The following is a 21146-nucleotide window of genomic DNA, read 5'->3' as shown; positions in this document are numbered from 1 at the left end:
TCGATTAATTTCTCAAAGGGAGTAATGATGCAAAAACGATTCAAGCAGGTGATGTTGCTGGCCGCTCTCGTGCCGACGTTTGCCATGGCTCAGGCGCTCCAGAACCAGGCGCCCGCCCAGGCACCGGCCGCGGCCGCAGCACCCGTCGATCCGGCCAAGCAAGCCGCGATCAAGGACCTGCTCGACGCGATCGACGCTCAGAAGCTCGTCGGCGCAATCGGCAACAGCGCCCAGATGCAAGCCAAGCAGCTCGTCCCGGCCATCCTGTCGGACGCGCTCTCGGAAAACAAGACGATGACGGACAAGCAGAAGCAAGCTGCCGTTCCGACGCTGCAAAAGAACGCCGTGCCGAAGCTGGTTGACTCGGCAGGCCAGGTCTTCGCGACCGACTCCTTCAAGTCGGACGCCATGCAAGCTCAGTACGACGCCTACGCGAAGTACTACAGCACGCAGGAAATCAAGGATCTGACGACGTTCTACCGCAGCCCGACCGGCCGCAAGTTCATCCAGGTTCAAGACCAGGTTGGCCGCGACGTCGTCAACAGCCTGATGCAGAAGTACATGCCGCAGTCGATCAAGGCAACGCGTGACCAGGCCGACAAGGAAGTCGCATCGGCCAAGGTCGGCAAGTAAGCCTTCTGGCGCAGAGCGCCCGCTGGCCAGCCCCGGTGACGCAAGTTAGCGGGGCTGGATCGGTCGCCTGAAGCAGGCAATGCACCGGGCGGCCCGCGTTGGCGGGTTCCCGGCGACAATGCGATAATGGTCGTTTGCGCGATAAGCGCGAGCGGCCATTTTCTTTTTCCGGCGCGTTTTCCGGCGGTTTTTGCCATAGCGCCTGCCTCGGGGATCTTTTTTACGATGCGCGTCTACAACTTCTCAGCCGGACCGGCAGCATTGCCCGAAGAGGTCCTGCGCCAGGCCGCCGACGAAATGCTCGACTGGCATGGCAGCGGCATGGGCGTGATGGAAATGAGCCATCGCGGTCCGGAATTCATGCAGATCCACAGCGAGGCGCTGCTCGATCTGCGCGAACTGATGCAGGTGCCCGCGAGCCACCAGATTCTCTTTCTGCAAGGCGGCGGCATTGGCGAGAACGCGATCGTTCCGCTCAACCTGTTCGGCACGAAGCAGCGCGCCGACTTCGTGGTCACGGGCTCGTGGTCGCAGAAGTCGCAGAAGGAAGCGCTCAAGTACGGCGAGGCGCATATCGCCGCGACGGGCCGCACCGAGGCCGGCTTCACGCATTCGCCGCCGAAAAGCGAGTGGAAGCTTTCGGACGACCCCGCCTACGTGCACCTGTGCACGAACGAGACGATCGATGGCGTGGAGACCTTCGAGATTCCCGACCTCGGCGACGTTCCGCTCGTGGCCGACGCTTCGTCACACATTCTTTCGCGCCCGATGGACATCGCCAAATACGGCGTGCTCTACGGCGGTGCGCAGAAGAACATCGGCATGGCGGGCGTGACGGTCGTGATCGTGCGCGAGGACCTGCTCGATCGCTCGATGCCGATCTGCCCGTCGGCGTTCGAATGGAAGACCGTGGCCGCGAACAACTCGATGTTCAACACGCCGCCCACCTACGCGATTTATATCGCCGGGCTCGTGTTCAAGTGGCTCAAGCGCCAGGGCGGTCTCGAAGTCATCGAGGCGCGCAATGTCGAAAAGGCGAAGCTGCTGTACGAGACGATCGACGCGAGCAGCTTCTACAACAACCAGGTGGAGCGCCGCGCGCGCTCGCGGATGAACGTGCCGTTCTTCCTCGCCGACGAAACACGTAACGCGGATTTCCTCGCCGGCGCCAAAGCGCGCGGGCTGTTGCAGCTGAAGGGCCACAAGTCCGTCGGCGGCATGCGGGCATCGATTTACAACGCGGTGCCGCTCGAAGCAGTGAAGGCGCTGGTCGAGTACATGAAGGAATTCGAAGCGAAGCACGCGTAAGCGCCGGGCCGCGAGGCCCCCGAGCGCCGCGCGCAACCTTTCAGATTGCCGGTTTCACGCATGGACGACGAACTCAATTCCCAACTCAAGCCGCTGCGCGAACGCATCGATGCGATCGACGCGCAGCTCATCGCGCTCCTGAACCAGCGCGCCTCGGTCGCGCTCGAAGTAGGCGAAGTCAAGAAGCATTTCAACGCGCCGGTGTTTCGCCCGGAGCGCGAGCTTCAGGTGATCGAGCGCCTGCAAAACATGAGCGACGGCCCGCTCGGCAACGATCACATCAGCGCGATCTGGCGCGAGATCATGGCCGCGAGCCGCTCGCTCGAAAAGACGATTTCGGCGGCCTTCCTCGGCCCGGTCGGCACCTATAGCGAGCAGGCAATGTATGCGTACTTCGGTCAATCGATCGAAGGCATGCCGTGTCCGTCGATCGACGAGGTGTTTCGCTCGGTCGAGGCGGGCGCCGCCGAGTTCGGCGTCGTGCCGGTCGAGAACTCGACCGAAGGCGCCGTCTCGCGCACGCTCGACCTGTTCCTCGAAACGCAGCTCGTGATCGGCGGTGAAATCGCGCTGCCGATCCAGCACAACCTGATGACGCTAAGCGGCAACCTGAAGGGCGTGACGCGCGTGTGCGCACACCCGCAGGCGCTTGCGCAGTGCCAGCACTGGCTGACCGCCAACGCGCCGCAGCTCGAGCGTCAGGCCGTGTCGAGCAACGCCGAAGCCGCGCGCCTCGCCGCCGCCGACCCGACGGTCGCCGCGATTGCCGGCGAGCGCGCCGCCACGCACTACGGCCTCCTGATCGCGAACGCACTGATCCAGGACGATCCGCACAACCGCACGCGTTTCGTGCTGATCGGCAAGCAGCCGGCGGGTGCGTCGGGCCGCGACCAGACCTCGATGATCGTGTCGGTGAAGAACGAGCCGGGCGCCGTCTACAAGCTCCTCGAACCGCTCGCACGCCACGGTGTGTCGATGACGCGTTTCGAGTCGCGTCCGGCGCGCCTTGGCAGCACGTGGGAGTACTACTTCTACATCGACTTCGAAGGCCATCGCGACGATGCCGCCGTGGTCGCGGCGCTCGACGAGCTCAGCAAGAAGGCCGCGTATCTGAAGATCCTCGGCTCGTACCCGCGCGCACGATAAGTCGCACGGTAAGGCGCGCGGATCTCGCACCGCGCGCCGTTCCCGATCCGTCTGGATCAGACTGCTGTACGTCACGCGAAGCGCCGGCGCAGGGGATGACCCGCTGCCGCCCGGCGCCTCGAGCCCTGGAAGCCCTGGAGAGACGCATGACCACGCAATTCGGCCCCTCGTACGTGCGCGCGATCGCGCCTTACATCGCCGGCAAACCGATTTCGGAAGTCGCCCGCGAGTTCGGGCTCGACGAGGCGCGCATCGTGAAGCTCGCGTCGAACGAGAATCCGCTTGGCATGCCCGAGTCGGCGCAGCGCGCGCTCGTGCAGGCCGCAAGCGAGCTGGGGCGCTATCCCGACTCGAACGCGTTCGAACTCAAGGCCGCGCTGGCCGCGCGCTACGACGTGCCGGCCGAGTGGATCACGCTCGGCAACGGCAGCAACGACATTCTCGAAATGGCCGCGCATGCGTTTGTCGAGCGCGGACAGGCGATCGTGTATTCGCAGTACTCGTTCGCGGTCTACGCGCTCGCGACCCAGGGGCTGGGCGCGCGTCATGTCGTGACGCCCGCCGTGCGCTACGGCCACGATCTCGATGCGATGCTGGCGGCGATCACCGACGACACGCGTCTCGTGTTCGTGGCGAATCCGAATAACCCGACCGGCACGTTCATCGACGGCGCGACGCTCGAAGCGTTCATCGCGAAGGTGCCCGCGCATGTCGTGATCGTGCTCGACGAGGCGTACACGGAATATCTCGCGGCGGATAAACGCTACGACTCGATCGCGTGGGCAAGGCGCTATCCGAACCTGCTCGTTTCGCGCACGTTCTCGAAGGCGTACGGGCTCGCGGGCCTGCGCATTGGCTTTGCCATCGCGCAGCCGGAGCTGACCGATCTGCTCAATCGTCTGCGCCAGCCGTTCAACGTCAACACGCTCGCGCAGGCGGCCGCGATCGCCGCGCTCGACGACACGGCGTTCCTCGAACGCAGCGCGGCGCTCAACGCCGAAGGCTATCGCACGCTGACCGCGGCGTTCGAGCGTCTCGGGCTCGAATACGTGCCTTCGGACGGCAATTTCGTGCTGGTGCGCGTGACGCAGGACGCAGCCGATGACGGCGCGGGTGCGCGTGTGAATCTTGCCTTGCTCAAGCAGGCGGTGATCGTTCGGCCGGTGGCCAACTACGGCTTGCCGCAGTGGCTGCGCGTGACGATTGGCTTGCCCGAGGAGAACGCGGCTTTCGTCGCGGCCCTCGAACGAGCGCTGGGTGCCCAGCCGGGTGCCTGATGAGCACGCCTTGGGCGCGCACAACATTTTCTTTTCCGGTGGCGTCGTGAGTGCTTTTTCGTTTAACAAACTCGTGATTTTTGGCGTGGGCCTGATCGGCGGCTCGCTCGCGCGCGCGTTGCGCGAGCGCGGTTCGCAGGACCGCGCAGGCGCGCAGGTGATCGGCGTGGGCCGGCACGCGCAATCGGTGGCGCGCGCGCTCGAACTGGGCGTGATCGACGCCGCCGCGACGCTCGACGACGAAGCGGCGCTCGCCGCCGCGCTCGCCGGCGCCGATATCGTGCTGATCGCCGCGCCCGTTGCGCAGACCCAGGCGCTGCTTGAACGCATCGCGCCGCACCTCGGCAGCGAGACGATCGTGACAGACGCCGGCAGCACCAAGAGCGACGTGATCGCAGCCGCGCGCGCCGCGCTCGGCGCGCGCATTGCGCAATTCGTGCCGGGGCACCCGATCGCCGGACGCGAGTCGAGCGGCGTCGACGCCGCGCTGCCCGAACTGTACGTGGGCCGCAACGTCGTGCTGTGTCCGCTGGAGGAAAACGCGCGCGCCTCGGTCGAGCGCATTGCCGACATGTGGCGCGCGACGGGCGCGGTGATCGGCGAGATGCCCGCCGCACAGCACGACCGCGTATTCGCTTCGGTAAGTCATCTGCCGCATGTATTGTCGTTCGCGCTCGTCGATCAGATTCTCGCTTCGCCCGACGCCAGGCTGAAGTTCTCGTTCGCGGCGGGCGGTTTCCGTGATTTCACGCGCATTGCCGCGTCGAGCCCCGAAATGTGGCGCGACGTGTGCCTCGCGAACCGCACCGCGCTGCTCGCCGAACTCGACGGCTACACTGAAGTGCTCGCGAAGCTCCGGGCGGCCATCGACGCCGGCGACGGCGCCGCGCTCGAAACCGTGTTTGCGCGCTCGCGCGCGGCGCGCGAGGCGTGGCAGGAGCGCGGCGGCAAGGCCGCTGCTGCTGCCGTTGATGCGGCGCCAGGCAAGTAAGCCAGGCAAACAAGCACGCAGGACCAGGCCATGCGGCGCGAGCGCCGCAATGACAGGCCGCAACCCAAGGCATTCTCAGGACACGTTCATGGAACACCTCGATCTCGGACCGTTCACCCGTGCGTCCGGCACGATCCGTCTGCCCGGCTCGAAAAGCATTTCGAATCGCGTGCTGCTGCTCGCCGCGCTGGCCGAGGGCGAAACGACCATCACGAACCTGCTCGACTCCGACGACACGCGCGTCATGCTCGCCGCGCTCGAAAAGCTCGGCGTGAAATTGAAGCGCGAGGACGACACCTGCGTTGTGCAGGGCACGCGCGGTGCCTTCCAGGCGGTGCGCGCGGACCTCTTCCTCGGCAACGCGGGCACGGCGGTGCGCCCGCTCACGGCGGCGCTCGCGGTGAACGGCGGCGACTACCGCATTCACGGCGTGCCGCGCATGCACGAGCGGCCCATCGGCGACCTCGTGGACGGCCTGCGCCAGATCGGCGCGAAGATCGACTACGAGGAGAACGACGGCTTTCCGCCGCTGCGTATCCGCCCGGCGCCGATTTCGGTCGAAGCGCCCATTCGCGTGCGCGGCGACGTGTCGAGCCAGTTCCTCACCGCGCTGCTCATGACGCTGCCGCTCGTGCGCGCCAAGGACGGCGTGACGATCGTCGAGGTGGACGGCGAGCTGATCTCCAAGCCCTATATCGAGATCACGATCAAGCTGATGGAGCGCTTCGGCGTGAAGGTCGAGCGTCACGGCTGGCATCGCTTCGAGATTCCGGCGGGCGTGCGCTACCAGTCGCCGGGCAAGATCATGGTGGAAGGCGACGCGTCGTCGGCGTCGTACTTTCTCGCCGCGGGCGCGATTGGCGGCGGCCCGGTGCGCGTGGAAGGCGTGGGGCGCTCAAGCATCCAGGGCGACGTCGCGTTCGCGGCGGCGCTCATGCGCATGGGCGCGAACGTCACGGTCGCCGACGACTGGATCGAGGTGCGCGGGATCGGCAACGACCACGGCAAGCTCGACCCCATCGACATGGACTTCAACCTGATTCCCGACGCGGCCATGACGATCGCCGTCGCCGCGTTGTTCGCCGACGGCGCGACCACGCTGCGCAACATCGCGAGCTGGCGCGTGAAGGAAACCGACCGCATCGCCGCGATGGCCACGGAACTGCGCAAGGTGGGCGCGAACGTGGAGGAGGGGCCCGATTACCTGATCGTGCGCCCGCCCGAAAAGCTCACGCCGAACGCCGCAATCGACACCTACGACGATCACCGCATGGCGATGTGCTTCTCGCTCGTGAGCCTCGGCGGCGTGCCGGTGCGCATCAACGACCCGAAGTGCGTCGGCAAGACGTTCCCCGATTATTTCGAGCGCTTCCTTGAGCTCGCCCAACCCTGATTTTGCTGATTTTTCGCAGCCGGACTGTCGCTGGACGGTCCGCTGCATGAGACCGACCGCCGCATGAAACCGACTCGTCCCTTTTATCCGACGCCCGTCATCACGATCGACGGCCCGACCGCTTCCGGCAAGGGCACCGTGGCCGCGCTGCTCGCCGCGCACCTGGGCTTCCACCTGCTCGACAGCGGCGCGCTGTATCGTCTGGCCGCGCTCGCGAGCGTGCGCTATACGATCGCGCCCGACGACGCCGAAGGCCTTGCGAAGCTGATCGACGATCTCCATATCACGTTCCGCGAAGGGCTCGCGCAGCTCGACGGCGTTGACGTTTCGAACGAAATCCGCGCCGAGGAAGTCGGCAACCGGGCCTCGATGATCGCTGCACATCCATCCGTGCGCGCCGCGCTGGTGGCGCGCCAGCGGGCGTTTCGCAAGCTCCCCGGGCTCGTCGCCGACGGCCGCGACATGGGCACGGTGATCTTCCCGGACGCCGGTCTGAAGGTGTTCCTGACGGCCAGCGTGGAGGCCCGCGCGGCACGCCGGTATAAGCAATTGATCCAAAAAGGATTTTCTGCTAATATGGATGACTTGCTCCGGGATTTGCGTGAACGCGACGCGCGCGATAGTAATCGTGCAGCCGCGCCGCTCAAGCCCGCAGCGGATGCGAAGCTGCTGGATACCTCGGCGCTGTCCATCGACCAGGCGGTCGAACAGGTCGTGCAGTGGTATCAGGGCTTGTCAGCGCGTCACGTAGAGGCGCACGGCAAATCGCAGTAAGAAAGCATGCAGTAGAGCAGTTGCAGTAAACGTAGTGGTGCCCTGCTGGGAAGCAGGGCGTGTCTTAACCCTTTAACCCCGTGTGGCTTTTGCATCTGCGCCGCGAACGTAAGCGCTCCGGCCTCAACGCCTAACCAGCCAATACTGGCTGCACCGGCAGCAGAAACCATGCAAATCCAGATTTTTATGTCCGACCTGCAAACCTCCACCCCGAATACCGAATCTTTTGCGGCTCTGTTCGAAGAGTCGCTGACCCGCCAAGACATGCGCGCCGGCGAAGTGATCTCCGCCGAAGTCGTGCGCGTTGACCACAACTTCGTGGTCGTCAACGCTGGTCTCAAGTCCGAAGCCTATATTCCGCTCGAAGAATTCCTGAACGACGCGGGTGAAGTGGAAGTGCAGGCGGGCGACTTCGTTTCCGTCGCGATCGACGCGCTGGAAAACGGCTACGGCGACACCATCCTGTCGCGCGACAAGGCGAAGCGTCTCGCTTCGTGGCTGTCGCTGGAAAAGGCTCTCGACAACAACGAACTCGTGACCGGCACGATCACGGGCAAGGTCAAGGGCGGCATGACCGTCATGGTCAACGGCATCCGCGCGTTCCTGCCGGGTTCGCTCGTCGACACGCGTCCGGTCAAGGACACGACGCCGTACGAAGGCAAGACGCTCGAATTCCGCGTCATCAAGCTCGACCGCAAGCGTAACAACGTCGTGCTGTCGCGCCGCGCAGTGATCGAAGCGACCCAAGGCGAAGAGCGCGCAAAGCTGCTCGAAACGCTGAAGGAAGGCGCGATCGTCAACGGCGTGGTCAAGAACATCACCGACTACGGCGCGTTCGTGGACCTCGGCGGCATCGACGGCCTGCTGCACATCACCGACATCGCATGGCGTCGCGTGCGTCACCCGTCGGAAGTCCTGTCGGTTGGCCAGGAAGTCACCGCCAAGATCCTCAAGTTCGACCAGGAAAAGAACCGCGTTTCGCTCGGTATCAAGCAACTGGGCGACGATCCGTGGGAAGGCATCTCGCGCCGTTACCCGTCGGGCACGCGCCTGTTCGGCAAGGTCACGAACATCACCGACTACGGCGCGTTCGTCGAAGTCGAATCGGGCATCGAAGGCCTGGTTCACGTGTCGGAAATGGACTGGACCAACAAGAACGTTGCGCCGTCGAAGGTTGTCCAGCTGGGCGACGAAGTCGAAGTCATGGTCCTCGAGATCGACGAAGACCGCCGCCGCATCTCGCTCGGCATGAAGCAATGCAAGCCGAATCCGTGGGATGACTTCAGCCGCAACTTCAAGAAGGGCGACAAGCTGCAAGGCGCAATCAAGTCGATCACCGACTTCGGCGTCTTCATCGGTCTGCCTGGCGGCATCGACGGTCTGGTTCACCTTTCGGACCTGTCGTGGTCGGAAACCGGCGAAGAAGCCGTTCGCAAGTACAAGAAGGGCGACGAAGTCGAAGCCGTGGTTCTGGGCATCGACGTCGAGAAGGAACGCATCTCGCTCGGCATCAAGCAGCTCGAAGGCGACCCGTTCAGCAACTTCGTTGCTGTCAACGACAAGGGCTCGACGGTTGACGGCGTGGTCAAGTCGGTCGACGCAAAGGGTGCAGTTATCACCCTGAATGCCGATGTCGAAGGCTACCTGCGTGCTTCGGAAATCGCGCAAGACCGCGTGGAAGATGCTCGCAACGTGCTGAAGGAAGGCGACAAGGTCAACGCGATGATCATCAACATCGATCGCAAGTCGCGTGGCATCAACCTGTCGATCAAGGCGAAGGATTCGGCCGAGACGCAGGAAGCCCTGCGCAGCATGTCGTCGGACACGGGTGCGGCTGCCACCGGCACGACCAACCTCGGCGCGCTGCTGAAGGCCAAGCTCGACGGCCAGAACCAGTAAGCCTCAAACGGGGGCAAGCTGAAGTATGACCAAATCTGAATTGGTCGCGCAGCTGGCTACGCGATTTCCGCAACTTGTCCTCAAGGATGCGGATTTCGCGGTCAAGACGATGCTCGATGCGATGTCCGAGGCGCTTGCCAAGGGCCATCGCATCGAAATTCGCGGCTTTGGCAGCTTCGGCCTGAATCGTCGGCCGTCGCGCGTCGGTCGCAATCCCAAGTCGGGTGAAAAGGTGCTGGTGCCTGAGAAGTTCGTGCCGCACTTCAAGCCTGGCAAGGAGTTGCGCGAGCGCGTGGACCGTAATTCGGGCGAGCCGCTGAAGGCGGACGAGCCGGACGACGACCTGTAAGCGTTCGATCGATTTCGATCGGGCGACTGCGATCGTCGGCGGTCAATGCCAGATGGCCAGAACGCATGGACCGGTAAAAAGCGCCGGGGTGAACAACCCCGGCGCTTTTTTTTCGTCTGCGCCTTTTCGACGCGCTTTGTCCCGGTGTGCCGTTTCGATCCTGCTCCCGGTTTGCGGGCAGGTGCCGGGGCGCGGGCCGTTCAATTACAATACGGGACACTTCGGCGTGGCTTGTGCTGCGGCGCAACAATCCGGCTTGGCCGGTGCTCGCTGGGGTCTTTTGCAACTGCCAAGAGAATCCTTCAATGAGATTGATCGCCTGGGTGATCCGTGTGCTGGTGTTCGTGCTGCTGCTCGTGCTCGCGCTCGCCAACACGCAAACCGCGACGCTGAACTTTCTTGCCGGGTATTCGTGGCAGGCTCCGCTGATCCTGATCGGCCTCGCGTTTTTCGTCGTGGGGCTGCTGGCGGGGCTGCTTTCCGCGCTGCCCGGCGTGTTCCGGTTGCGCATGGAAAATGGGCGCCTCAAACGCGATTTGCGCGCCGTGCGTGAAACGCCCGCGCCGAGCGCGGAGCCGCCGTTGCCGCCGCTCATCTGACTGGTTTTATCGTGCCGCGCGCCTTGAGCGTGCGGCTGTTTTCCCGTTCACACCATCGCTCGCATGGATCTCGATTTCTGGTGGCTCCTCGTCATTCCCGTGGCTTTCGCACTCGGCTGGATGGCGTCGCGCTACGATCTGAAAGCATTGCTTTCCGAAAGCGCCAATTTGCCGCGCTCGTATTTTCGCGGCCTGAACTTCCTGCTCAACGAGCAGCCGGACAAGGCCATCGACGCGTTCATCGAGGTCGCCAAGCTCGACCCTGAAACCGTCGAACTGCACTTCGCGCTCGGCAATCTGTTTCGCCGCCGCGGCGAGACAGACCGCGCGATCCGCGTGCATCAGAATCTGCTCTCGCGCTCGGACCTGCCCGTGAACGAGCGCGATCATGCGCTCTATGAACTCGGCCAGGACTTCCTCAAGGCGGGCATGCTCGACCGCGCGGAGGAAACCTTCGGCAAGCTCAAGTCGGGCGACTTCGCGCTCGGCGCGCAGCGCGCGCTCCTCGCGATCTACGAGATCGAGAAGGACTGGAACCGCTGCATCGAGACCGCGCGCGGGCTCGAAACCATGGGCGCGGCGTCGCTCGACCTGGAGATCGCGCAGTTCCATTGCGAGCTCGCGCAGGAAGCGCTCCAGCAGAAGAAGGCCGACGAGGCGCGGCGCCAGCTCGCGCTCGCGCTCAAGGCCAATGCGCAGAACGTGCGCGCGACGATCCTCGCGGGCGATGTCGATGCGGCCAGCGGTGCGGCCGAAACCGCGCTTGCCCACTGGCGCGCAGTCGAGGCGCAGAATCCCGCGTATCTGCCGCTCGTGGCCGAGAAGGTCATGAAGGCCTATGAGACGCTGGGCCGCGCGGAAGAGGGCGCCCAGCTGCTCACCACGTGGGTCGATGCCTATCCGTCGAACGATCTGCTCGACGTGGCCTATAAATACGTGGCCGAGCTGCGTGGCGCCGATGCCGCGCACGCGCTCGCCCGCACGCAGATGCAGAAGTCGCCGAACCTCGCCGGCATGGCGCGCCTGCTCGAGGCCCAGCAGGCTACGGCCGAAGAGCCGCGCCGCAGCGAACTCGAGTTGATGCGCAAGCTGCTCCAGCAGCGCACCAAGAATCTGCCACGCTATACCTGCCAGAATTGCGGCTTCCGGGCGCGCCTCTTCTACTGGCAGTGCCCGGGATGCAGCGGCTGGGAAACCTATGCGCCGCGTCGCGTCGAGCCGGTGCCCGCTTCGAGCTGAGTCCAGGGTGGGGCGCGCCGAGCCTGGCGCGCCCTCAGTCATTCCATCTCATCAGCATCTGTCACCGGAGCGCCTATGAAGATCACCATTATCGGTACCGGCTACGTCGGCCTCGTTACCGGTGCGTGCCTTGCCGAAATCGGCCACGACGTGTTTTGTCTCGATGTCGATCCGCGCAAGATCGACATTCTCAACGGCGGCGGCGTGCCGATTCACGAGCCGGGCCTGCTCGAACTCATCGCGCGCAACCGCGCGGCCGGACGCATCACGTTCTCCACCGACATCGCGGCCAGCGTCGAACACGGCGACGTGCAATTCATCGCCGTGGGCACGCCGCCCGACGAAGACGGCTCGGCGGATCTGCAATACGTGCTCGAAGCGGCGCGCAGCATCGGCCGCTACATGAACGGTTTCAAGGTAATCGTCGACAAGTCGACGGTGCCGGTCGGCACGGCGCAGCGCGTGCAGGGCGTGCTCGCCGAAGAACTCGCGAAACGCGGCCTCGCGCAGAGCGCGGACCATCGTTTCTCGGTCGTCTCGAACCCCGAGTTCCTGAAAGAAGGCGCGGCCGTGGACGACTTCATGCGCCCGGACCGCATCATCATCGGTATCGACGAAGACGAGAACGGCAACACCGCGCGCGAAAAGATGAAGCGCCTCTACGCGCCGTTCAACCGCAACCACGAACGCACGATCTACATGGACGTGCGCTCCGCCGAATTCACGAAGTACGCGGCCAACGCCATGCTCGCCACGCGCATCTCGTTCATGAACGAGATGGCCAATCTCGCCGACCGCGTGGGCGCCGACATCGAGTCGGTGCGCCGCGGCATCGGCTCCGATCCGCGCATCGGCTATCACTTTCTCTATGCGGGCTGCGGCTATGGCGGCTCGTGCTTCCCGAAGGACGTGCAGGCGCTGATCCGCACGGGTGCGGAGTCGGGCCAGAACCTGCGCATTCTCGAAGCGGTCGAGGACGTCAATCACGGGCAGAAGGAAGTGCTTGTGAGGAAGATCGTCACGCAGTGCGGCGAAGACCTCGCGGGCAGGCATTTCGCCGTGTGGGGGCTTGCGTTCAAGCCGAACACCGACGACATGCGCGAGGCGCCGAGCCGACGCCTGATCGCCGATCTGCTCGCGCGCGGCGCGACGGTGGCGGCGTGGGATCCGGTCGCGGCCGACGAAGCGAAGCGCGTGTTCGCGCTCGATCTCGCCGAAGCGCCCGAGCAGCATGCGCGCCTCACGTTCGCGGCGAACCAGGACGACGCGCTCACGGGCGCGGACGCGCTTGTGATCGTGACCGAATGGACCGCGTTCAAGGCGCCCGATTTCGCACACCTGAAGAAGGTGCTCAAGACGCCGCGTATCTTCGACGGACGCAATCTCTACGAGCCCGACGCGATGGCGGAACTGGGCATTGACTATCATTCGATTGGGCGGCCCCATGTCAATCTCGCTAACTCCGCGGCCTGAAACCACGCTTGCCGCCACGATCGCGCCCGATGTGCGCGTCGTGCCGCGCGAGACGCTCGCGAACTCGCGCGTGCTGGTGGTGGGTGACGTCATGCTCGACCGCTACTGGTTCGGCGACGTCAACCGCATTTCGCCCGAAGCGCCGGTGCCGGTCGTGCACGTGCAGCGCCAGGAAGACCGCCTTGGCGGCGCGGCGAACGTGGCGCGCAACGCGGCGGCGCTCGGCGCCCATGCGGGCCTGCTGTGCGTGGTAGGCCACGACGAGCCCGGCGAGCGCATCGTCGCCCTGCTCGGCGAGAGCCACGTGGATGCGTACCTGGAGCGCGATCCCGCGCTGCCGACCACCATCAAGCTGCGCGTGCTCTCGCGCCAGCAGCAGCTCCTGCGCGTGGACTTCGAGAACACGCCCGCGCACGAGGTGCTGCTCTCGGGCCTCGCACGCTTCGACGCGCTCCTGCCCACGCACGACGTGATCCTCATGTCGGACTATGCGAAGGGCGGCCTCACGCACGTCACGCAGATGATCTCGAAGGCGCGCGCCGCGGGCAAGGCGGTGCTCGTCGATCCGAAGGGCGACGACTGGGAGCGCTATCACGGCGCGAGCCTCATCACGCCGAATCGCGCGGAACTGCGCGAAGTGGTCGGCACGTGGAAGTCGGAAGAGGACCTGCTCGCGCGCGTGACGAAGCTGCGCCGCGAACTGCAACTCGACGCGCTGCTGCTCACGCGCTCGGAAGAGGGTATGACGCTCTTTTCCGAGGCCGGCGTGCTGCACGCGGCGGCCGATGCGCGCGAAGTGTATGATGTCTCGGGCGCCGGCGACACGGTGATCGCAACCGTTGCCGCCATGCTCGGCGCGGGATTGCCGCTCGTCGAGTGCGTGGCGCTCGCGAACCGCGCGGCCGGCATCGTGGTCGGCAAGCTCGGTACGGCCACCGTCGACTACGACGAACTCTTTCAATAACGTTCCGCGCACGGGCGCATGGCGCCCGCGGCTCCGGCCGGGATTTCTGGAGAGTTTTCCCGGTTGTGGGTCAACCTCGTATCAACATCGCGTGAACCTCGTCACCGCAGACCTATCATGACCCTCATCGTCACCGGCGCGGCCGGCTTCATCGGCAGCAACATCGTCAAGGCGCTGAACGAACGCGGCGAAGACCGCATCATCGCCGTCGACAACCTCACCCGCGCGGACAAGTTCAGGAACCTCGTCGATTGCGAGATCGACGACTATATCGACAAGACCGAGTTCGTCGAGCGCTTCACGCGCGGCGATTTCGGCGACGTGCGCGCGGTTTTTCATGAAGGCGCCTGTTCGGACACCATGGAAACCGACGGCCGCTACATGATGGACAACAATTTCCGTTATAGCCGCGCCGTGCTCGACACCTGCCTCACGCAGCGCGTGCAGTTCCTGTATGCGTCGTCGGCGGCGATCTATGGCGGCTCGACGCGCTTCGTTGAGGAGCGCGAGGTGGAAGCGCCGCTCAACGTGTACGGCTACTCGAAGTTCCTGTTCGACCAGGTCATTCGCCGCGTGCTGCCCACGGCGCAAAGCCAGATCGCGGGCTTTCGCTACTTCAACGTGTACGGCCCGCGCGAGACGCACAAGGCGCGCATGGCTTCGGTGGCGTTCCACAACTTCAACCAGTTCCGCGCGGAAGGCCGCGTGAAGCTGTTCGGCGAGTACAACGGTTACGCGCCGGGCGAGCAGACGCGCGACTTCGTTTCGGTGGAGGACGTGGTGAAGGTCAACCTGTTCTTCTTCGATCATCCGGAGAAGACGGGCATCTTCAATCTGGGCAGCGGGCGCGCGCAGCCCTTCAACGACATCGCGACGAGCGTGGTGAACACGCTGCGTGCGATGGAAGGCAAGCCCGCGCTCACGCTCGCGGAGCAGGTGAAGGAAGGGCTGATCGAGTACATCCCGTTTCCCGACGCGCTGCGCGGCAAGTATCAATGCTTCACGCAGGCGGATCAGTCGAAGCTGCGCGCCGCGGGCTACGACGCGCCGTTCCTGACGGTGCAGGAAGGTGTGGATCGTTACGTACGTTGGCTTTCTGGCCAGGTGTAACGCGAAGCCCTGACTTCATAAACTGGACTCTCCTCGCCGGCGATGGTCGCCGGCGTTTTCAGGGAGATCCAGCATGTTCCGAAAAATCCTTGCGGCGGCCGCGCTTCTGGCCGTATTCGGTCACGCCTTCGCGGCCGTGGACGTCAACACCGCCAACGAAGACGCGCTACGCGGCATCAAGGGCATCGGGCCCGCGCGCGCCAAGGCCATTCTCGACGAGCGCGGCGCGCACGGCCCCTACAAGGACGCCACCGACCTCGGCAAGCGCGTGAAGGGCCTGGGCGGCCATACCGTCGAACGTTTGCAGGCCGAAGGATTGTCGGTCGGTCCGGCCAATGCCCAAGCGGCCCAGGCAACCCAGCCGGCGAAGGTTGCACAGGCAACGCCCGCGAAGGCGGGTACCCCGCAGCCGGCCACCGTGACCGTCAAGAAGTAGGCGTCTTCTTGCGTTGTGCCCCCGCGCGTCGTGCATCGCCGTCGCGGGGCGGCAGTCTCCTTCAGGTGTCGCTCAGGTGAGGTTGACCCGCGACGTTGACCCGCGGCCCGGCCGCGGGCTTTTTGCAGTGCCTCGCTGCACGTGCGCAGGCATAGACGGAGGGAATGACGGCGGCTTACGTCCATACCGGCATCAGGGGTCCCCTGCGGCGGCGGCCCGCGTGGTTTAGAATCGACGGATCACGTAATTGCGCCTTACTGCCATCCCATGCCCTACAAGACCATTGAAGACACGATCGGCAACACCCCGCTCGTGCAGCTCGTCCGCCTGCCGGACGACGAAATCCGCGCCCGCAACAACGTCATTCTGGCCAAGCTGGAAGGCAATAACCCGGCGGGATCGGTGAAGGACCGCCCGGCGCTCTCGATGATCCGCAAGGCCGAGGAGCGCGGCCGCATCAAGCCGGGCGACACGCTCATCGAAGCCACGAGCGGCAACACGGGCATCGCGCTCGCGATGGCCGCGGCCATTCGCGGCTACAAGATGGTGCTCATCATGCCGGAGGACCTCTCCGTCGAGCGCCGCCAGAGCATGGCCGCTTATGGCGCGGAAATCATGCTCACGCCGGTGAAGGGCGGCATGGAATATGCGCGCGACCTCGCCGAGCAAATGCAGCGCGACGGCAAGGGCATCATCCTCGACCAGTTCGCCAATCCCGACAATCCGCTTGCACACTACGAGGCCACCGGCCCGGAAATCTGGCGCGACACGGAAGGGCGCATCACGCACTTCGTTTCGTCGATGGGGACCACGGGCACGATCATGGGCACGTCCCAGTTCCTCAAGGAAAAGAACCCGGCCATTGAGATCGTCGGCGCGCAGCCCGAGGAGGGCTCGCGTATTCCGGGCATTCGCAAGTGGCCCGAAGCCTATCTGCCAAAGATTTTCGACCGCAGCCGCGTGGATCGCGTGGAAAACGTGAGCCAGGCCGCCGCCGAAAACATGGCGCGGCGTCTGGCTTCGGTCGAAGGCATCTTTGCCGGGATTTCGTCGGGCGGTGCCTGCGAAGTGGCGATCCGCCTTGCACGCCAGCTCGAAAACGCGACGATCGTGTTCATCGTCTGCGATCGCGGCGACCGCTATCTGTCCACGGGTGTGTTCCCGGCCTGAGCGTTTCGAAGCGCACATGCAAAAACGGCCTTCGGTGCTTCCGAAGGCCGTTTTGTTTTCTGACGACGGGTTGGGCTTTACTGTTCGGCCGGCGCCGTGCCCGAGCCGTTCATGCCGTTGCCATTCCCGTTGATGCCGTTTCCGTTTCCGTTCGACGGACCGACGCCCACGCCCGGTTGCGTCGCCAGCATCTGCGCCTTCACGCGCATGCCCAGTTGATACACCGCGAGCGCGTAGAAGAAGCTGCGGTTATAGCGCGTGAGCACATAGAAGTTCTTGAGCCCGAGCTTGTACTCGGTGGCGCGGCCCGGCGTGGGCAGATCGATCACCGTGATGGGCGTGCCCGCCTCGGCGGCGATATCCACGTCCGGCTGGTCGAGCACGAGGCCCGAACGGAGCAACTGGCTGAGCGGCCAGCGCGGTTCCGGCTTGCCGTCCGCCGCGGCCTGCGCAATGCCCTGGCTGCCTGGGTCGCTCGCGATATTCCACACCACGGGGCGGCCCGTTTCCCAGCCGTTCTGCTTCAGGTAGTTCGCCACGCTGCCGATCGCGTCGGCCGGGCTCGCGCGCAGGTCGATGTGGTTGTTGCCCTCGTAATCGACGGCGTATTGCACGATGCTGCTCGGCAGGAACTGCGGAATGCCGATCGCGCCCGTGTACGAGCCGAGCACCGACGACGGGTCGATCTGCGCGTCGCGCGTCCACACGAGGTAGTCCTCGAGATTCTTGCGAAACGTTGCCATGCGATCGGCGCGGTTCGGCGTATTCGGGTAGTCGAACGCGAGCGTCGTGAGGGCGTCGAGCACGCGGAAGTTGCCCATGTAGCGCCCGTAGATCGTCTCCACGCCGATAATGCCCACGATCACCTCGGGCGGCACGCCGAACTCGTCGGCGGCGCGCTGCAACGTGGCCTGGTTCGCACGCCAGAAGCGCACGCCCGCGTTGATGCGCACCGGGTCGAGGAAGCGCGACTGATAGACGCGCCAGTTCTTGACGCCGGGAACGGGCGAGGGCGTGACGAGCTTCACGGCCGTCGCCGAGTAGTTCGCGCTCGCGAACAGCGCTTGCAGCGCCGTGGGGTCGAAGTCGTAGCGCGCGACCATGTCGTTGATGAACGCGGCGACATCCGGATTGTTCGCATAGCGCTGCGGGACGATTTCCTCCTCGAACGTCTGGCCCTGCTGCGGGGGCGTTTGCGGCTGCGCCTGCGCGAGCGGGAGCGGTTTCTGTCGCATTTTCGGCGCGGATGTTTGCGCGCGCGCCGCGCCGGCGCACAGCGACGCCGCGACGCAAAGCGCGAGTGCGAGAGTCGTGTGGCGTGAGCGGCCGGAGGTGGACAGAGCGGTCTTGAGCGTCATGAGAGAGGAGGGTGAATACGGTCCAGGTTGAACCCGGGCAGTATAACCGGCGCCCTGCGTGAACAGGCCATGCTGTGCCGGGGTGCAGCGTGGGGGCCAGGGCGCTGTGGTAACGTGATGCATGTTCGCGCGCCGGCCGGCGCGCAGCCAGACGAAAAACAGAAGGAGACCCGCGGCCGCGCCCATGCGCGAAGCCCGTGGCAGTGCGACCCATGACGACCGGTTTCTTCACTCACCCCGACTTCCTGCTGCACGAGATGGGCGAATGGCATCCTGAATGCCCGGCGCGGTTGCAGGCGATCGAAGATCAGTTGATCGCGAGCCGCATCGACGCGCTGATCGAGCGCGACGAATCGTCGCCGCTCGCGACCGATGCTGCGCTCCTGCGCGTGCACACCCAGGCGCATATCGACTACATTCGCGCCACCTCGCCCACGGAAGGCTACGCGAGCATCGACTCCGACACGCTGATGAATCCGCACACGTTGCAGGCGGCGCTGCGCGCGGCGGGCGCGGCGATCGCCGCCACCGACGCGGTGCTCGCGGGCCGCTACGAGAACGCGTTTTGCAGCGTGCGGCCGCCCGGCCACCATGCGGAACCCGCGCGCGCCATGGGTTTTTGCTTCTTCAATAACGTGGCGGTCGCGGCGCGCCATGCGCTCGAAGTCCACGGCCTCGAGCGCGTGGCGGTCATCGACTTCGACGTGCATCACGGCAACGGCACCGAGGCGGCCTTCGCGGGCGACTCGCGCGTGCTGATGTGCAGCTTCTTCCAGCATCCGTTCTATCCGTACACGGGCGCGGACAATCCCGCGCCGAACATGGTCAACCTGCCGATCGCGGCGCGCACCAAGGGCATGGAAGTGCGCGAGGCCATCGACATCATGTGGCTGCCGCGCCTGGAGGCCTTCAAGCCGCAGATGGTGTTCGTCTCCGCAGGATTCGACGCGCACCGCGAAGACGACCTCGGCAACATGGGGCTCGTCGAGGACGACTTCGCGTGGATCACCGAGCAGATTCGCGCCGTGGCGAACCGCCATGCGAAGGGGCGCATCGTGAGCTGCCTCGAAGGCGGCTACAACCTCTCGGCGCTCGGCCGCAGCGTGGTCGCGCACCTGCGCGTGCTGGCGGACATTTAAGGGCGCCGCGTGCGCCGCATCGAACGAAGGAGACCCGCATCATGAGCGCAATCCCGTCCGCATCGCCGTCGTCCGCCGACGCGGCGCCGCTAGTCGACATCACGCGCGATGCGTATGGCGTGCCGGGCGTCGTGCGTCTCACGCTGAATCGTCCCGATGCGTTCAACGCGCTTTCCGAGGCGCTCATCGACGCGCTGCATGCCGAACTCACCGCGCTCGCGAAATCCGATGCGCGCGTGGTCGTGATCGCGGCGGCGGGGCGCGCGTTCTGCGCGGGCCACGATCTCCGGGAAATGCGCGCGGAGCCCTCGCGCGGCTACTACGCGAAACTGTTCGAGCGCTGCTCGAAGATGATGCTGGCGATCCAGAAAATGCCGCAGCCCGTGATCGCGCGCGTGCAGGGCGTGGCGACGGCGGCCGGCTGCCAGCTCGTCGCGATGTGCGATCTCGCGGTGGCCGCGGACACGGCGCGCTTTGCCGTTTCGGGCATCAACCTGGGGCTTTTCTGCTCGACGCCGGCCGTGCCGCTGTCGCGCAACGTCTCGCGCAAGGCGGCCTTCGAGATGCTCATGACGGGCGAGTTCATCGACGCGGCCCGTGCGCAGCGCGAGGGGCTCGTGAACCGCGTGGTCGCCGCCGACGAACTCGATGCCGCCGTGACGGCGCTTGCCGCAAGCATCTGCGCGAAGCCGCGCGAGGCGGTCGAGGCGGGCAAGGGCCTCTTCTACCGGCAACTGGAGATGGGCGTCGAAGCCGCCTACCAGCTGGCCGGCCAGACGATGGCCTGCAACATGATGACCGACCCCGCGCTCGACGGCGTGCAGGCGTTCATCGAGAAACGCGGGGCGAAATAGCGATCCCAGGCGCTCAGGCGCTCAGCAATGGTGCTCGATCCAGTCGATCATTGCGCCGATCACGCGCTCGCGGTCGAGATCGTTGAGCGTTTCGTGATAGCTCCCTTCGTAAAGCGTGAGCGTGCGGTCGGGTGATCCCACGTTTGCGCCGAACGCGCGACTGCCTTCGGGCTCGGTGAGCTTGTCCCCGGTGCCGTGCCAGATCAGCACGGGCACGCGCAGATCCGCGCGGCCCGCTTCGATGCGTTTCATCGCTTCCAGCAATTGAGCGCCCGTGCGTGCGGGAATCGCCCCGTGATGCACGAGCGGATCGGCGCGGTTGGCCTCGACCACCGCGCTATCGCGCGCGAGCAGTGCGGCGTCGATCTTCATGGCCGGAAAGCGCGGCCAGATTGCGCTGACGACACGGCTTGCGGCGATCATCCACGCAGGCACGTCGCGGCCGGGCGCGAGCGCGGCGCTGGACAGCAGGAGGCCCGCTAGCGGCACACGCGTTTGCGGCAGGCGTTCGACCGCGTAGAGCGCGGCGATCGCGCCGCCCATGCTGTGACCCATCAGAAAGAGCGGCGTGTGCCGTGTCGCGCATTGCGCGCTTGCGTGAGCGAGCAGCGCGTCCGCATCGTCAAGGTATTCGTCGAAACGGGCCACCCACGCGCGGCGGCCGGGCGCCCGCCCGTGACCGCGCAGATCGATCGCATAAACGTCGATGCCCGCGGCATTGAGCCGCGCGGCGAGCGCCGCGTAGCGGCCCGCATGCTCGGCCAGCCCGTGCACGAGCGCGAGCGCCGCGCGCGGCGGTGTCGGCGCACGCCATGCGTAGAGCGGCAGCTCCACGCCGTCGCGCGTGCGCAGGGTCGAGCGTTCGGCGGCTGGCTCGGCTTGTTCGGCTCGTCCGGCAGGTTGGGCAGGCATCGCCGTGCCGAAGGTCTGACTTGTCTCCATCTCGCTCTCTGGCTGGGTGTGCGGGGTCGGCGTCGGGCTATCGGCAGCAGTGTAGCGGCGGGGCGGCAGAGCGCAGGCTGCCGAAACCCTCT

General features: G+C 65.5%; 20 protein-coding genes. 18 read left to right on the top strand and 2 right to left on the bottom strand.

Annotated elements, in window-relative coordinates; all coding sequences use genetic code 11:
* Positions 1-27 precede the first annotated feature (27 nt).
* From C7401_RS10740 to cysM, 16 genes are all read left to right on the top strand, one after another.
* Positions 28-633, top strand: coding sequence for a DUF2059 domain-containing protein (locus C7401_RS10740; RefSeq protein WP_112171350.1), 606 nt, complete (start codon positions 28-30; stop codon positions 631-633).
* A gap of 225 nt (positions 634-858) precedes the next feature.
* A complete protein-coding gene (serC, locus tag C7401_RS10735; protein ID WP_112171479.1) occupies positions 859-1941 on the top strand; it encodes a 3-phosphoserine/phosphohydroxythreonine transaminase in 1083 nt (360 codons plus the stop codon).
* Positions 1942-2001: 60 nt separating this feature from the next.
* Positions 2002-3087 (top strand): prephenate dehydratase, encoded by a 1086-nt coding sequence (gene pheA, locus C7401_RS10730; protein WP_112171349.1) that lies wholly within the window; start codon positions 2002-2004, stop codon positions 3085-3087.
* Between the two features lie 146 nt (positions 3088-3233).
* Positions 3234-4364 (top strand): histidinol-phosphate transaminase, encoded by a 1131-nt coding sequence (gene hisC / locus C7401_RS10725; RefSeq protein ID WP_112171348.1) that lies wholly within the window; start codon positions 3234-3236, stop codon positions 4362-4364.
* A 46-nt stretch (positions 4365-4410) separates the two neighbouring features.
* Positions 4411-5355 (top strand): prephenate dehydrogenase, encoded by a 945-nt coding sequence (locus C7401_RS10720; protein ID WP_112171478.1) that lies wholly within the window; start codon positions 4411-4413, stop codon positions 5353-5355.
* 88 nt (positions 5356-5443) lie between these two features.
* Positions 5444-6748 (top strand): 3-phosphoshikimate 1-carboxyvinyltransferase, encoded by a 1305-nt coding sequence (gene aroA / locus C7401_RS10715; protein WP_112171347.1) that lies wholly within the window; start codon positions 5444-5446, stop codon positions 6746-6748.
* A 63-nt stretch (positions 6749-6811) separates the two neighbouring features.
* Positions 6812-7522, top strand: a complete 711-nt coding sequence (gene cmk, locus C7401_RS10710) for a (d)CMP kinase (RefSeq protein ID WP_112171346.1) — start codon at positions 6812-6814, stop codon at positions 7520-7522.
* 168 nt (positions 7523-7690) lie between these two features.
* A complete protein-coding gene (rpsA, locus tag C7401_RS10705; RefSeq protein ID WP_103707055.1) occupies positions 7691-9421 on the top strand; it encodes a 30S ribosomal protein S1 in 1731 nt (576 codons plus the stop codon).
* A gap of 25 nt (positions 9422-9446) precedes the next feature.
* Positions 9447-9770: an integration host factor subunit beta gene (locus C7401_RS10700; RefSeq protein WP_027817382.1), complete on the top strand. Its 324-nt coding sequence runs from the start codon at positions 9447-9449 to the stop codon at positions 9768-9770.
* A 305-nt stretch (positions 9771-10075) separates the two neighbouring features.
* Positions 10076-10369 carry a lipopolysaccharide assembly protein LapA domain-containing protein gene (locus C7401_RS10695; RefSeq protein WP_112171345.1) on the top strand — a complete coding sequence of 98 codons (294 nt, stop codon included), beginning with the start codon at positions 10076-10078 and terminating at the stop codon, positions 10367-10369.
* Positions 10370-10432: 63 nt separating this feature from the next.
* Complete coding sequence (gene lapB / locus C7401_RS10690; RefSeq protein ID WP_112171344.1) at positions 10433-11608, top strand: lipopolysaccharide assembly protein LapB; 1176 nt, start codon at positions 10433-10435, stop codon at positions 11606-11608.
* A gap of 75 nt (positions 11609-11683) precedes the next feature.
* Positions 11684-13081, top strand: a complete 1398-nt coding sequence (locus C7401_RS10685) for a UDP-glucose dehydrogenase family protein (protein ID WP_112171343.1) — start codon at positions 11684-11686, stop codon at positions 13079-13081.
* On the top strand, positions 13053-14045 hold the full coding sequence (gene rfaE1, locus C7401_RS10680; protein ID WP_112171342.1) for a D-glycero-beta-D-manno-heptose-7-phosphate kinase: 993 nt from the start codon (positions 13053-13055) through the stop codon (positions 14043-14045). The genes C7401_RS10685 and rfaE1 overlap by 29 nt, the downstream gene beginning before the upstream one ends.
* Before the next feature lie 117 nt (positions 14046-14162).
* Positions 14163-15155 carry an ADP-glyceromanno-heptose 6-epimerase gene (gene rfaD, locus C7401_RS10675; protein WP_112171341.1) on the top strand — a complete coding sequence of 331 codons (993 nt, stop codon included), beginning with the start codon at positions 14163-14165 and terminating at the stop codon, positions 15153-15155.
* 73 nt (positions 15156-15228) lie between these two features.
* Positions 15229-15591, top strand: a complete 363-nt coding sequence (locus C7401_RS10670; protein WP_112171340.1) for a ComEA family DNA-binding protein — start codon at positions 15229-15231, stop codon at positions 15589-15591.
* A 267-nt stretch (positions 15592-15858) separates the two neighbouring features.
* A complete protein-coding gene (cysM, locus tag C7401_RS10665; protein WP_112171339.1) occupies positions 15859-16761 on the top strand; it encodes a cysteine synthase CysM in 903 nt (300 codons plus the stop codon).
* A 77-nt stretch (positions 16762-16838) separates the two neighbouring features.
* Here the strand turns inward: cysM and mltB are convergent, their stop codons facing one another.
* Positions 16839-17996: a lytic murein transglycosylase B gene (gene mltB, locus C7401_RS10660; RefSeq protein WP_258396975.1), complete on the bottom strand. Its 1158-nt coding sequence runs from the start codon at positions 17994-17996 to the stop codon at positions 16839-16841.
* 335 nt (positions 17997-18331) lie between these two features.
* On the opposite strand from mltB, the gene C7401_RS10655 reads away from it, so the two are divergent.
* The gene (locus tag C7401_RS10655; RefSeq protein ID WP_112171337.1) at positions 18332-19258 is read left to right on the top strand and encodes a histone deacetylase family protein; all 927 of its coding nucleotides are present in this window, start codon (positions 18332-18334) and stop codon (positions 19256-19258) included.
* Positions 19259-19299: 41 nt separating this feature from the next.
* Complete coding sequence (locus C7401_RS10650) at positions 19300-20112, top strand: enoyl-CoA hydratase (RefSeq protein WP_112171336.1); 813 nt, start codon at positions 19300-19302, stop codon at positions 20110-20112.
* A gap of 21 nt (positions 20113-20133) precedes the next feature.
* Here C7401_RS10650 and C7401_RS10645 read toward each other — a convergent pair whose 3' ends face one another.
* Positions 20134-21024, bottom strand: coding sequence for an alpha/beta hydrolase (locus C7401_RS10645; RefSeq protein ID WP_181565550.1), 891 nt, complete (start codon positions 21022-21024; stop codon positions 20134-20136).
* Positions 21025-21146 lie beyond the last annotated feature (122 nt).

The sequence above is a fragment of the Paraburkholderia unamae genome (genome assembly GCF_003268775.1).
Classification (GTDB): Bacteria; Pseudomonadota; Gammaproteobacteria; order Burkholderiales; family Burkholderiaceae; genus Paraburkholderia; species Paraburkholderia unamae.
The sequence above is the reverse complement of the archived record's forward strand: the minus strand, read 5'-3'. Positions and strand labels throughout refer to the sequence as shown.